The organism is Neobacillus sp. MER 74 (assembly GCF_023714155.1).
Window position 1 is genome coordinate 190,154 of the sequence record NZ_JAMAUV010000005.1, and the last position, 12,970, is coordinate 203,123.

The following is a 12,970-nucleotide window of genomic DNA, read 5'->3' on the forward strand; positions in this document are numbered from 1 at the left end:
TCTGTCACAAATGTCTTAATATCCTCGAAGATACTTTTTTCTCCAAGAATATAAGAGTACACCAAAACAAAAGGTTATTTGCAATGAGAAAAGTAAAGCATCCCAAAATGGAAAAGTGGCAGGGCCTTCTAAAAAACCAGGTAAAACCTTTTTAAAAGCAAACCATAATTGTGGAATATAGAAGATTGCATAGACAGCAAAAGTCAAAATTACTCCAATAAAATAGAAAATGGAATACAAAAGAATAGTCCTTTGCTCTCCCGGGAATACATCATTTTCTGATACATTTGATTTTACAAACCTTAACCTCTTGAATATCAAGTGCTGAGCATTCTCCATTAAGTTATAGCATCCTGATACATTTTCAAAAACATAATACAAATCAGTCTTCATATACACACAGAATTGATAAAACAACCGGATAAATGTGTCCAATACAACAAGATTCATGATCCCCTGAAAGATCCCTAGCCCATCTGATACAAAAAGCTGACTAATCAAGGCAATAGAAAGGACCACTGTATCAAAACAAGTTCCCGCTAAAAATAAAACATTCCGATCTTTTGATGATAATTTCCAAACAGAGGACATATCCGTTTCAAGAACAACTAAAAATAAACGATGGCCTATCTCTAATTTAGTCGGGAGATTATGGGCTCTCATAGCTAAAATATGTCCAAACTCATGAATTAACACTAAACAAAATGTTATACCAAGCCATGCGGGAATATTAAAAACCATATATTTAAAAATAAATAGGTCCTTATATTGAGGAACAAGGCTAGGATGAGATAATAAAAGAGTTAAATTGAGAATGAATACTCCTACATAGAAAAACAACGCGGCCTTATTAAAAAAGAATTTCCCCATCTTAGGTGAAATCCATAAATATCCTAATCTTTCTTTATTCATTTCTTTTGAAGAAACCACTTCACCGTCAATTTCAGCAATCAAATTTAAATCTAGAAGCTGTTCAGCAAAAAGAATTAAATTAACTTCTTCATTAGGATATTTGTCTCTCAGTTGCCTTTCGATTACCTCTAATGACTCTCCATTGTTGAGAAGATGAATTGCAGCAACAGAAACCTCTGGCATCTCAAAAAACTCACCTGTAGTTTTATCTTCAATGATGTAATGTTTTTTATCCTTGCGAATAAAGATTGGAACCAATAATAGTCTTGAGGTGAGGGTAACACTCATTTGAACACCCTTAATCTTGTGAATTTTTATAAAAGAAGGATGCATAGTTTTCCACTAGCATCCCCACTCAATTCTAGATATTTATAAAAACCAGCACCACCAACAAGATCCGGTCGCTTTAACTTTTTTAAGTTTACGAATTTTCATCTTCGTGCCTCCTTTGTATTAGCTTAAAGCCTCATTTATTTTGATATGGCCTATTCCTAGGTCTTGGTTGGATGTATTATGAATTTTACTCCATTTAGGAAATACTTTTTGAAACTCTTTTACAAGGTCCGGATCAAACTGATTTCCTTTACCCTCCAAAATTCGCTTATAAGCTTCATCAATGGTCAATGCCGATCTGTAGGATCTAGTCGAGGTCATTGCATCAAATGCATCAGCTATTGCTGCTATTCTTGCAAGATATGGTATTTCTTCACCCTTTAGTTGATCAGGATACCCTCTACCATCCCACCTTTCATGATGAGAACGAATTACCTCAATACTGTTATCTAACCCAACTACTTTCGAGACTGCTTCTGCACCCACGTTTGTGTGAGACTTGATGATTTCATATTCTTCTTTTGTAAGACTTGTCGGCTTCATCAATATCTGGTCTGGGATATGAATTTTACCAATATCATGCAATAAACAAGCATAGTTAAATGACTTTAACTCTTCGTCTCTAAATTTCCCTGTTTCTTTTGCCAGCACTAATGCATAACTTGCTACTCTTTCACTATGTCCTCGAGTATACGGATCCTTCAACTCAAGAGTAGCAATAACACCCTTAACTATACCTATTAACTGTTGATCATAAGAAGTTTTCACTGCTTTAACATATGATTTGAATCTGTATAGCAAGATAAAAGAAAAAATTGAAAGTATAGCTACCAAAACAATTCCTAATAATACAATAGGTGCTTTAATGATTAAACCTACAGCAACATATTTTATTATCAACCCTATTGAAACAACCTTTACAAATCTTGTGCTTACAAATATAGGTGATAATAAAAGCCAATAGATTTCAACTGCATTACCACTCTGATAATCATTCGGAATACCATAAAATGTAAAAACATCATTAAGAAATGTTAGTGTAGTATAACTAATAAAATAAATATATTTTATCAAATGTTGTTTTTGTTTTTTATTTAAATAAATCGCTGCTGGAATTAAAGCAAACATGAACAGATATACCCAGAAAAGGAATCTATCTGGCGTATCATTTTTTAATTCGGGAATATAACGCGCAATAGCTTTATAAATAATATCAAAGGAAATTGATATTATATAAAATAATATTAAAAACCATTTTAACGTTCGACTTTCTTCATTTCTTATATTAGGATCAACTAGTTGTTTTTTCATAATTTCTACCTCATACAAAGGATAAATAGCTTCTTTTTCGACAACATATTCGAAATTTTATAAAGGACCGCCAATTATTCCACAAAAAACATCATTTCTTTAATTATAAATCATTTAGTTTAATAGAAATAGATAAAAGAAGAATCATTTATGTATAAAAAAGAAATATTTTTGAAATAAAATGTTGAATGTGATTTACTTTCTTTGTCGATGGATTATTGGTAAAATCACTTCTACCCTAGTCCCTTTTCCTAGTTTACTACTGATATTAAGCTCACCTAAATGCTCGTTGATGATCTGATTGGTGACCATTAAACCTAGACCAGTTCCACTTGATTTCGTAGTAAAAAAAGGTTCGCCTATATTAAGGATGTTTTCATCAGGAATGCCACATCCTTCATCTTTAATTGAAACAGACATTTTTGTTTTTTCTAAAACATTAACTTTTATTTTTATCCTTCCACTTTCATGCATTGATTCAATAGCATTTTTAATTAGATTAATAAATACCTGCTTCAATTGTTTTTCATCGCAATCCAGAGGTGGGAGCGGCCCTGCCATTGTAGTTTCAACAATTACTCCTTGTCTCTCTGCTTGTTGTTGAGTAATAGATAATGTATATGCAATGATTTCCTCAATACTTGCTTTTTCAAAATGGATAACCCGTGGTTTCCCAATGTACATCAAGTCATTAACAATGGAATTAATCCGATCAATTTCCTGAATCATAATTGGGTAATAATCATTTGTGTTTGGGTACCGCTCTTGCTGTAATTGTGTAAATCCACGTAATGAAGATAAAGGATTACGAATTTCATGACCAATTGCTGCAGCCATTTGCCCAATGACAGCAAGCTTCTCTTTCTGACGAAGCTCATCGTAAACCTTTGTTAAAGAATTAATATAAGAATAAAAACGGATTAATAAAATATAGGCTAATCCCGAGATAGTAATATAGATAAGGACTGGCATTAAAACATTTAGGTCGCCTAATATCAGCCCTAATAGTAAATCCTTACCAATCAAACCTATGGTAACTGTCCAAAAGTATCTTTTATTCACAAAAATTGGAGTAAAGAGAATTAATAAAACTTCGACTATATTTCCTGTTGCAAAATGTTCGGTAGACCCCATATACCTCACTAGATTGTCCATAATATCAATAATTAGAAAACTAATAATGTATAAATATTTTACAATATAGATGTTCCCTGCTTTTATATAATAAATAGCTAGAATTAAAACTCCTACTAATAGTAAATACACCCATATTCCTAGCCCACCCCTCAAATCATTAAGAGATGCTCCATTGAAATAAGGACGAAAATAATAATAGAATATATCCCAAGAAAAAAATATTAAATTAAACAACCATAAAAATAGAATAGTTGCCTTCTTTTCTTCAAAAATGAGCTTAGTAGTCTGGATGCCTTCTTTCATGTCGTTTCTCCTTAAATAAGTTCACATCTATTTTATCATCTTTCTATCACTTAATTATCATCAATTTTGTAAAATCGATAAATTTCGACATATTTCGATAGGAACCTCATAAAAAAAGGACTTACTCTTGGTAAGCCCTTCTACTTTTTATCTTTAGCTAACTTTTTTCATTTGTTCTACAGTCTTATTCAAAGTTGAATGTTTACGTCCATATCCAAAATAGACGAATAATCCAATCACAAGCCATACTCCAAAACTAATCCACGTTGTTTTTGGTAACTGAAGCGCTAAGTATCCACAGAATACAAAGGCTAGAATCGGAATATATGGTACAAACGGAACACGGAATCCAGTTTTTGGTGCTTGCTTGTTTTTCCGGAGAAATAGAATTCCTACTGCCACCGTCATAAAGGCAAATAACGTTCCGATGTTTGTTAACTCTGCCAGTTTATTCAATGGAATGAATCCAGCAAAAATCGAAACTAGTAAACAAGTAATCCATGAATTCGCCATTGGTGTCTTCTTCTTCTTATCAACCTTAGAAAATACTTTTGGTAAGAGGCCATCACGGCTGATTGCATAAAATAAACGAGATTGTCCATAAAGCATAACCAATAATACAGTGGTGATACCTGCAATCGCACCTAATGAAATAAAACCTGCTACCCAATCCTGATGAATATAATTAAGGGCAAATGCTACAGGATTTTTCACACCTAATTCTTGATACGGAACAATACCAGTTAAAATTCCAGAAACAATGATATATAACACGGTACAAACTAGTAAGGATGCAATAATTCCGATTGGCATATTCTTTTGCGGATTTTTTACTTCTTCAGCTGCAGTCGCAACAGCATCAAAACCGATATAAGCAAAAAATACAGTTGCTGCACCAGCTGTCACACCTGAGAAACCAAATGGCATAAATGGTGTCCAGTTTGCAGGCTTTACATACCATGCACCTACACCAATAAACAATAACACTACTGCTAGTTTAATAATTACCATTATCGTATTAAATCGTGCGGATTTCTTAACACCCTGTGTAAGTAGTAATGTAAGAATTAGTACGATGAGGATGGCCGGGACATCGATAAATGTCCCGTTTGCCGGATCATACGCACTAGTTAATGCTTTAGGAAAATGAATACCAAACCCTTCGAGCAAACCTTGTAAATAGCCGGACCATCCACTGGCAACCGCAGAGCAAGCTAATCCATATTCTAAGATTAAATCCCATCCCAATATCCAGGCAATGATCTCACCAAATGTTGCATAACTATAGGTATATGCACTTCCCGATACTGGAACCGCAGAAGCAAATTCCGCATAACAAAGGGCGGCAAAGACACAAGCTAGTCCTGATAAGATAAAAGATAAAATAAGTGCTGGCCCTGCATGTTCTGCGGCAGCAACCCCTGTTAGTACAAATATTCCTGTTCCTATAATAGCCCCAATTCCAAGCATGGATAAATCAAATGCCCCTAAATCTTTCTTTAAGACTACATCTTTTTGTCCAGCTTCTTGAATGAGGTCCTGAATTGATTTTTTTCTAAATAAATTCATTAGCTAAACCTCCATATTTTATATCAGAATGTTCTGAAAAAATATTCCGCATAAGATTGTGTATCAAAATATAAAAATTATATATCGAAATAATATAATTAATTTTGTAAAAAAGCAATATTTTTTGAAAAATATAATTATTTGAAAATAATACCATGTGAAATACAACGCTTCCTTCCCTATTTTTATATCAGAGCTAAAAGTTTCTACTATACAGATATAATAAATTAAATTTCCTTCTACTTTATTTACACAAAAAAACCGATGACTTCGTAATTTTACGAAATCATCGGTTTTGATTTTGTTTAAGCAATCTTACTTTCCAGCTTGGTTCGAGGTGAATTCCACATACTAATCCATTTCTTTATAGCCGTGACCATAATAATCATACCCAGCAATAACATAATGATCGACAATACCCCATTTAAAACACTATAACCTGCGGCTGCCTGATTGAGGTAAACATTTTTCACCATCCAGTAACCAGCATAGTTTACAGTAACAAAGAGATACGCTAACGGGATCAAGCAGGTAAGCATATAACGGCGTTTATCTGCAATACTCCATATCACTGTCGCACCGACAATTAGACCAATCGATGCCATTAGTTGATTGGAAACACCAAATAATGCCCAAACAGAACCAATATCCCCTGAGAAAAGCAGGTATCCCCACATAAAACAGGCTAACGCACTAGCAAATATAGATCCTGGCAGCCAATCTGTCTTCTTCAGTGGCTTATAGAACTCCCCGAAAAAGTCTTGGATTAAATAACGAGCAACACGAGTTCCTGAGTCGATGGCAGTTAGAATAAATACCGCTTCGAACATAATAACAAACTGGAAGAAGTATGATGATAGTTTTGCAAACCACGGAATGCCCGTGAAGATATACGTCATACCTACCGCTAAGGTTACGGCACCACCTGTTCGGCCTTCAAGATTAATCCCAATTTCATCAGCAAGTTTTGGCAGTTCCTGTACCTGCATACCAAGTGTCTTAAATACTTCTGGTGTCGAGTTAATGGCAAAGTAATCTGCCGGCTGAAGAGCTGTTGCCGCAATCAAAGCCATAATACCAACCACACACTCTACTAGCATCGCACCAAAACCAACAACCTTAATATCAGACCAACGATCAAGCATTTTTGGCGTAGTTCCTGAACCTACGAAAGCATGGAAACCAGAAATCGCCCCACAAGCAATTGTGATGGAGATAAACGGCCAAACTGGTCCGCCTAGTACTGGTCCGCCGCCTGATGTAAATTTTGTGAAAGCTGGCATCTCAATTGCGGGATTAATAATAAATACCCCGATGATTAAGGCAATAAATACACCAATTTTCATAAAGCTGCTTAAGTAATCACGTGGTGCCAGTAATAACCATACTGGTAAGGCTGCTGCAAAAAACGCATAAATCGGTAGAATAATAGCTAATGTTTTTGTATCTAACGTCAGCCAATCACCTAATACCGTACCTTGAATGGACGGACCAACAAATACCCCAACCATTACGAGAATAAATCCGACGGTGGATGTTAATTTTAAGTTGCCAGTTTTTTTATAAGCAATTCCTACCAACATCGCAATTGGAATGGTTATTCCCACTGAGAATGTTCCCCATGGATTGTGTTCAAGTGCATGAAGAACAACCATAGAAAGACCTGCCATTGTGATCGTAATGATAAAAAGCATCGCAAGTCCCGTACAAAAACCCGCCACAGGCCCCAGTTCGTCTTTCGCAACTTCAGATAAGGATTTTCCCTTTTTCCTCATCGATGCAAATAGGACAACGGCATCATGGACTGCTCCGCCAATCACTGCCCCAATTAAAAGCCATAATAAACCAGGCAAGTATCCAAATTGTGCTGCAAGGATGGGACCAACAAGTGGTCCTGCTGCAGCGATGGCGGCAAAGTGATGACCAAATGTTACCCACTTATTGGTTGGAACATAGTCCTTTCCGTCGTTTAATTCATGTGCCGGTGTCGGCTTTGAATCATCTAATTTTAATACCTTTGCTGCCATGAATGTTCCGTATAAGCGATAGGCAATCATTAAAATACAAATGGAGCCGATTACAATTGAAACCGCATTCATTTAATTTCATCCCCCTACATCCTTTTTCTCTTATCACCATCATACCGAAAGAAAACGTTAACATATGGTTTTCATCCTAAAATGCAAGTTTTTAAGGCTGAAAAACAAGAATAATAGAATGAAATGCAAAAAACAGCTTCTTAAAAACCAAGAAGCTGCTTTAACTCTTTTGTATAGGTTCTGCTTACTGGAACCTTTTCTCCATCCTTCATAATTAAATTGTAGGTAGAATTAAACCATGGCTCAATCTCGACAATGGCATCGACATTAACTAAATAAGCGCGGTGGACACGAATGATGGATGAATGCTTCAACTTCCTTTCGAAAGTGACCAGCGAATCACTGACAGAGTATTTTGTATTCTCTATTGCAATGACTGTTTTCCCCTCATTTGTACCAATATAGTGTATGTCACTAATGTTTACGATTACAATTTTTTCATCAATTGTAATCGCGAGCTTTTCTGGCCTTTCGTTTCCAAAATTTTGTCTCTGAGTAAAAATAGGAATTGCTTGTTTGTGATTTTCTATTAGCTTATACAACTTCTCAATCGTTTGTAAGACTCTCTTTTCTTCAAAAGGTTTTAAGATATAGTCAACAGCATTTAACTCAAAAGCTTGCAGGGCATATTCGTCAAATGCCGTCGCAAAGACAATGAATGGAGGATGATCAAGTCTATTTATATGGGCAGCAATTTCGATACCACTTTCATCAGCGAGCTGGATATCTAAAAATATCACATCCAGGTCGAGGTTACTTATTTTTTCTAACGCGCTTTCAACACCATCCGATTCCCCAACGATCTCAATTTGTTTACTTCGTTTGAGAAGATAGACCAATTCATCTCTTGCTAACGGTTCATCATCCACAACAAAGGCCTTTAACAACATCCTCACCCCTCTTTTTGTTGTTGTGTTAACGGTAGTGTAATTGATACTTTCGTTCCTAAATTCAAGTTGCTTTCTATTTGAAAGGAAGCAGTTTGACCATAAATTTCTTCGATTCGTTTTTTGATATTCCAAAGTGCTGTTCCTGTTCCAGCCGAAGAATCTACTGTTTGGTTTCCCAGGGTACCAAGCAGTTCTGCTGAGATTCCTTTCCCATTATCTTCAGTAAGCAGGACCATGTTCTCCCCTTCCTGAAAGGCTCGGACCAGTACTGTTCCGTTCTTTGCTTTTGGAAATGCATAACGAATTGCATTTTCCACTAATGGCTGAAGAGTAAATGGTGGAACGAGCACCCTTTTTAATGCTGGTGCAATATCTAATTCAACATGATAACGGTCTGGAAAGCGTGCTTGTTCAATCGTTAGGTAAGCTTCAACATGTTCAAGTTCCTTTTCAAGCGGTATGAGCATTTGCCTAGCCCCCTGAAGATTACTTCGGAAGAAGGTACTAAGTTTGATTAATAAACTCCTGGCTTTATCCGCATCTGTTCGAATTAGGCTTGAAATGGTATTAATGGCGTTAAATAAGAAATGTGGATGGACTTGTGCTTGCAATGCCTTGATTTCCGCATCTTTTAATAATCTTCTCTGTATTTCCAAATCAGCCATTTCTAATTGGACTGAAAATAGGTTGCTCAAACCCTCTGCCAGCTCTTGTTCAACCCGGTCAAGTTTACTAGAATCAGTGAAATACAACTTCAAAGTCCCTACTGTTTTACCATGAACCTTAAGTGGTAATACAATAGCAGCCTGCAAAGGGCAGTGTGGATCAAAACATTGAATTTCGTGCGCAGACTTTGCAATCGTGATTCTACCTTGTTCCAGCACCGTTTTAGTTAATTCCGTCGCCATGTTTCCTGAAGGAATATGATGATCTGAGCCTGTACCCACATGGGCAAGGACATGGGTCTGGTCTGTAATTGAAATGGCATCGGCATTGGTCCAATTAAGAATAATCTCAGCTGCCTTTGTACACGAATCTACATTTAAGCCCTGTCTGAAGAAGGGTAGTGTTTGATTAGCAATATACAATGCTTTATGTGTTTGAAGTGCTCTCATTCGCTCTTGCTCTTGGAGAATCTCCTGTATAATTAGTACAAAAAGAAGGGTCCCGAAGCCATTAATCGCAATCATTGGGAGGGCAATAACCTCAACTAGATTCACAGCCTCGTTAATGGGGCGTGCTATTAAAAGAATAATTCCCATTTGGGCACATTCCATGAATATTCCCATGATTACGGCCTTCCAGGGAGAATTTCCTTCTTGAATCTTAAAACGTTTGCTTAAAAAGCCTGTGACAACTCCCGCCATAAGCGTAGATAAGGCACATGCCTCAGCTGTAAACCCTCCTAAAGTCAAACGATGGATGCCAGCAATTAAGCCGACCCCAATACCAACAATCGGTCCGCCAAGTAATCCACCAATTGTCACTCCCATAATTCTGGTATTAGCAATGGCACTTTCATTATCCATATTTGTCAGCCAGTCCTGGGAGGTAATCGTCCCATGTCCTATCTCTACACCTGTATAGTTGCTTATGACTCCGAAAGCACCGAAAATTGCAATCATCGCTGCTTTAGGGGCAAGTCCATGTTCATTATTTATAATTTGACGGAATGATTTCATCCGTGAGAGAAGAAACGCTACTATGATAAGAATACCAACACGTTCAAGCATGAGAGGCAATAATTCGATCATGGTACCTCACCTTTCATCAATACTTCCCTACTACTATACCAAAAAATAAACCAATCTTCTCTATCGTGTTTTCCCCGTAAAACTCCCATAATAAATATAACATTTTCGATCTTCATCGATCTCTCTTGAATCTAGGTTGAATTCCAACCATTTTCCATCTCTTTGGATGTAAATAAAATCGGAATGAAGAAGAGTCAGCACTTCTTCATGATTCCACACTTCCTTTTGCTCGATAAGAACGGACCCGGTTCTTTGAAGCTCCCTCACCTCAAAACCTATATGTGAATAATTTTTCTCCGTGACATCCGTATAGGCATTTTCTTTTTTTACATAAAGGACAGTCGTTCCATCAGGATCGATGGCAGTGGCTGTCACCAGATACGTTTCACCTTCTTTCACAAAGTATTCACACGACATTCTTGCTACAGCTTCACTCACCGTCAAGTGTTGATAATTCCAAAGGGCAGGAAACTTTTGATATTCGTCATCCTTTCGGTATTCCAACCTCAAATTTCATCACGCTTTCTTTTTCTTTTCATTTTACCATTGTTTTGCCAAGGTTTGCTTTTATAATTAGATTATCAATTAAAAGAGGAGCGTGAAAAAGTGAAGAAAACCCAATGGTTAGTGAACGGTGTCATCACTTCCCTCATAGCCGGCACCCTTTCTGGCTGCTCAAGCGATCGCCCGCCCAAGCCAGACGATAGCACTTGCCGAGACTGGGACTGGGACGATGATCAAGGAGTTTGGGAATGTGATGATACCCATTCGTCCCATTATGGTCATTATTTTTATGGAGGAAGTTATTTTCGCAATAAATCATCACTCTTGAAATCATCTGCGTATAAGTCCTACAAATCCTCATCAAGCTTTAAAGGTGGTTTCGGAAGTGGTTCTAAGGGTGGATTTGGAGGATAAATATGTCGCAGTATTCACTGAAAAGAAGAAGTTTTTATTCGCATTTTCCTACCTTTTGGTCTGATTTATACGAAGGCGAGTACAGCTTATATCACATTTATTCTATTTCTGATGAGACCACGAAGCTTTTACATGAGGCGACGGAGCGAATGGGCCACGTTTATTTCAAAACAGCCCAACTATTACGGCGTCTAACAGATGAACAGCTCCTTGAATTTGGATTTCCTCCGGCCAGTCTCCCATATTTGAGGTTAAAAAATCTCTATCCTGAAACGGTTATTGGCAGATTCGACTTTGTGTTGACCGAGGATGGCTTGAAATTATTGGAATTCAACAGTGATACACCGACGTTTATTGTCGAATGTTTTCATATGAACAGACATGTGTGCAAAGAATTTGGTTACTTAGAGCCAAATGGCGGCGGAGAGCGACTGCTTTCGTCTGGAATTACACGTGCAGTGCTTGAAGCATCGAAAGAAAAACGAAACCCAAACATTGTGTTCACAGCCCATTCCGACCACATCGAGGACTGGAATACCACTCAATATTTAAGTAAATTATGTCAGGTTTCTAATCAGACTATACCATTGTCAGCGCTGCGGATAATGGATGGAATTCTTGTTGATGAGGAGGGTATTCCAATTGATGTATTGTATCGCCAAACCTATCCACTTGAACATCTGGTTAACGATTGGGACCCAAGAACAGGAGATTCAGTTGGAATTGAATTGTTACAATTGGTAAAAGACGGGAAATTATCTTTATTAAATCCTGTTTCTGCCTTTTTGTTGCAGCCCAAGTCAATCCAATGCTTAATTTGGGGGCTAGCAGAACAGGGTGCCTATTTTACACCGGAAGAGCAGGCTTGGATTAAGGAATATATGCTTCCGACGTACTTTGAAGCAGAGGCATTTTTCGAGCAGAGCGCTTATGTTCAAAAACCGACGTTTGGCAGAGAAGGCGACACGGTAACGATATGGGACCAACATGCCAATGTTACTGCTCAAAACTCATTCCAAACCTATAAAGAGGAAGTTTCAGTTTTTCAACAATATGTCCCTCTCCCTACTGTTACATTGGAAACAGAAAAGGGAATCGAGGAACTTTCATTAGTATTCGGATCTTTTCTAATTGCTGGTAAAGCCAGTTGTATCGGTATTCGGGCTGGCGGAAAAATTACAGGAAATGAATCTTACTTTTTACCAGTAGGAATTCAAAAACAGGGGGGAATGTAAATGACAAATTTCTTATTATATTTAGCCGTCTCAATTGGTCTTTTATTCGTAGGACTGATTCTTATGGAAGTAACCACCAAGGTTAAGGAGTTTTCCTTAATGGCAAAAGGAAATAAGGCAGCGAGTTATGTCCTTGGGGGAAGACTTCTTGGGCTTGCCATTGTCTTGTATTCTACTGCTGCTAATTCCATTTCACTTATGGATATGGCGGTATGGGGAGGAATCGGAATTCTGGCCCAGATTGTGGTCTTTTACTTGGCTGAATGGCTGACACCTCGATTTAATGTCAGTCAAAGCATCGAGGACGATAATCAGGCAGTTGGACTTTTCCTCATGCTACTCTCTGTATCGATTGGTATCGTTATTGCTGGATGTCTAACCTATTAATAAAACGCATCTCGAGGATGCGTTTTTCATTATTCCCTTTAACAAAAATAGTTGACAATAACTACATATTACTGTAATATAAATATTTGTGCTTCACATTTATGTAACTTGTAATTTATTTG

11 protein-coding genes are annotated in these 12,970 nt (G+C 37.1%); 3 read left to right on the forward strand and 8 right to left on the reverse strand.

All coding sequences use genetic code 11. The features are described from left to right. Nucleotides 1-15: 15 nt before the first annotated feature. The 8 genes from M3610_RS11490 to M3610_RS11525 all read right to left on the reverse strand — a co-directional run bounded on the left by M3610_RS11490 (nucleotide 16) and on the right by M3610_RS11525 (nucleotide 10,818). Complete coding sequence (locus M3610_RS11490) at nucleotides 16-1,200, reverse strand: hypothetical protein (RefSeq protein WP_251459274.1); 1,185 nt, start codon at nucleotides 1,198-1,200, stop codon at nucleotides 16-18. A gap of 165 nt (nucleotides 1,201-1,365) precedes the next feature. Continuing rightward, entirely contained in the window at nucleotides 1,366-2,556 is a 1,191-nt protein-coding gene (locus tag M3610_RS11495; protein ID WP_098575739.1) for an HD-GYP domain-containing protein, read from the reverse strand. 195 nt (nucleotides 2,557-2,751) lie between these two features. Further along, a complete protein-coding gene (locus M3610_RS11500) occupies nucleotides 2,752-3,996 on the reverse strand; it encodes an ATP-binding protein (RefSeq protein ID WP_098575740.1) in 1,245 nt (414 codons plus the stop codon). A 153-nt stretch (nucleotides 3,997-4,149) separates the two neighbouring features. Next, the gene (bcaP, locus tag M3610_RS11505; protein WP_098575741.1) at nucleotides 4,150-5,565 is read right to left on the reverse strand and encodes a branched-chain amino acid transporter BcaP; all 1,416 of its coding nucleotides are present in this window, start codon (nucleotides 5,563-5,565) and stop codon (nucleotides 4,150-4,152) included. Between the two features lie 305 nt (nucleotides 5,566-5,870). After that, the gene (cstA, locus tag M3610_RS11510) at nucleotides 5,871-7,664 is read right to left on the reverse strand and encodes a carbon starvation protein CstA (protein WP_251459276.1); all 1,794 of its coding nucleotides are present in this window, start codon (nucleotides 7,662-7,664) and stop codon (nucleotides 5,871-5,873) included. Between the two features lie 140 nt (nucleotides 7,665-7,804). Continuing rightward, complete coding sequence (locus M3610_RS11515) at nucleotides 7,805-8,551, reverse strand: LytR/AlgR family response regulator transcription factor (RefSeq protein WP_098576140.1); 747 nt, start codon at nucleotides 8,549-8,551, stop codon at nucleotides 7,805-7,807. 5 nt (nucleotides 8,552-8,556) lie between these two features. Continuing rightward, the gene (locus tag M3610_RS11520; RefSeq protein ID WP_098575743.1) at nucleotides 8,557-10,308 is read right to left on the reverse strand and encodes a sensor histidine kinase; all 1,752 of its coding nucleotides are present in this window, start codon (nucleotides 10,306-10,308) and stop codon (nucleotides 8,557-8,559) included. A 60-nt stretch (nucleotides 10,309-10,368) separates the two neighbouring features. Next, nucleotides 10,369-10,818 (reverse strand): hypothetical protein, encoded by a 450-nt coding sequence (locus M3610_RS11525; protein ID WP_098575744.1) that lies wholly within the window; start codon nucleotides 10,816-10,818, stop codon nucleotides 10,369-10,371. A 96-nt stretch (nucleotides 10,819-10,914) separates the two neighbouring features. Between M3610_RS11525 and M3610_RS11530 the strand changes: the two genes are divergently transcribed. From M3610_RS11530 to M3610_RS11540, 3 genes are read left to right on the forward strand one after another with little or no spacing between them, the layout of a single operon-like run. Beyond that, on the forward strand, nucleotides 10,915-11,226 hold the full coding sequence (locus M3610_RS11530) for a hypothetical protein (RefSeq protein ID WP_098575745.1): 312 nt from the start codon (nucleotides 10,915-10,917) through the stop codon (nucleotides 11,224-11,226). A gap of 2 nt (nucleotides 11,227-11,228) precedes the next feature. Next, nucleotides 11,229-12,461, forward strand: a complete 1,233-nt coding sequence (locus M3610_RS11535; protein ID WP_251459278.1) for a glutathionylspermidine synthase family protein — start codon at nucleotides 11,229-11,231, stop codon at nucleotides 12,459-12,461. After that, a complete protein-coding gene (locus tag M3610_RS11540) occupies nucleotides 12,462-12,848 on the forward strand; it encodes a DUF350 domain-containing protein (RefSeq protein ID WP_098575747.1) in 387 nt (128 codons plus the stop codon). The last annotated feature ends 122 nt before the right edge of the window (nucleotides 12,849-12,970 follow it).

What these genes read in the sequence shown, in the direction of transcription:
- M3610_RS11490 (WP_251459274.1), bottom strand. Translation starts at nt 1,200, where the DNA reads ATGAGTGTTACCCTCACCTCAAGACTATTATTGGTTCCAATCTTTATT.
- M3610_RS11495 (WP_098575739.1), bottom strand. Translation starts at nt 2,556, where the DNA reads ATGAAAAAACAACTAGTTGATCCTAATATAAGAAATGAAGAAAGTCGA.
- M3610_RS11500 (WP_098575740.1), bottom strand. Translation starts at nt 3,996, where the DNA reads ATGAAAGAAGGCATCCAGACTACTAAGCTCATTTTTGAAGAAAAGAAG.
- bcaP (WP_098575741.1), bottom strand. Translation starts at nt 5,565, where the DNA reads ATGAATTTATTTAGAAAAAAATCAATTCAGGACCTCATTCAAGAAGCT.
- cstA (WP_251459276.1), bottom strand. Translation starts at nt 7,664, where the DNA reads ATGAATGCGGTTTCAATTGTAATCGGCTCCATTTGTATTTTAATGATT.
- M3610_RS11520 (WP_098575743.1), bottom strand. Translation starts at nt 10,308, where the DNA reads ATGATCGAATTATTGCCTCTCATGCTTGAACGTGTTGGTATTCTTATC.
- M3610_RS11535 (WP_251459278.1), top strand. Translation starts at nt 11,229, where the DNA reads ATGTCGCAGTATTCACTGAAAAGAAGAAGTTTTTATTCGCATTTTCCT.
- M3610_RS11540 (WP_098575747.1), top strand. Translation starts at nt 12,462, where the DNA reads ATGACAAATTTCTTATTATATTTAGCCGTCTCAATTGGTCTTTTATTC.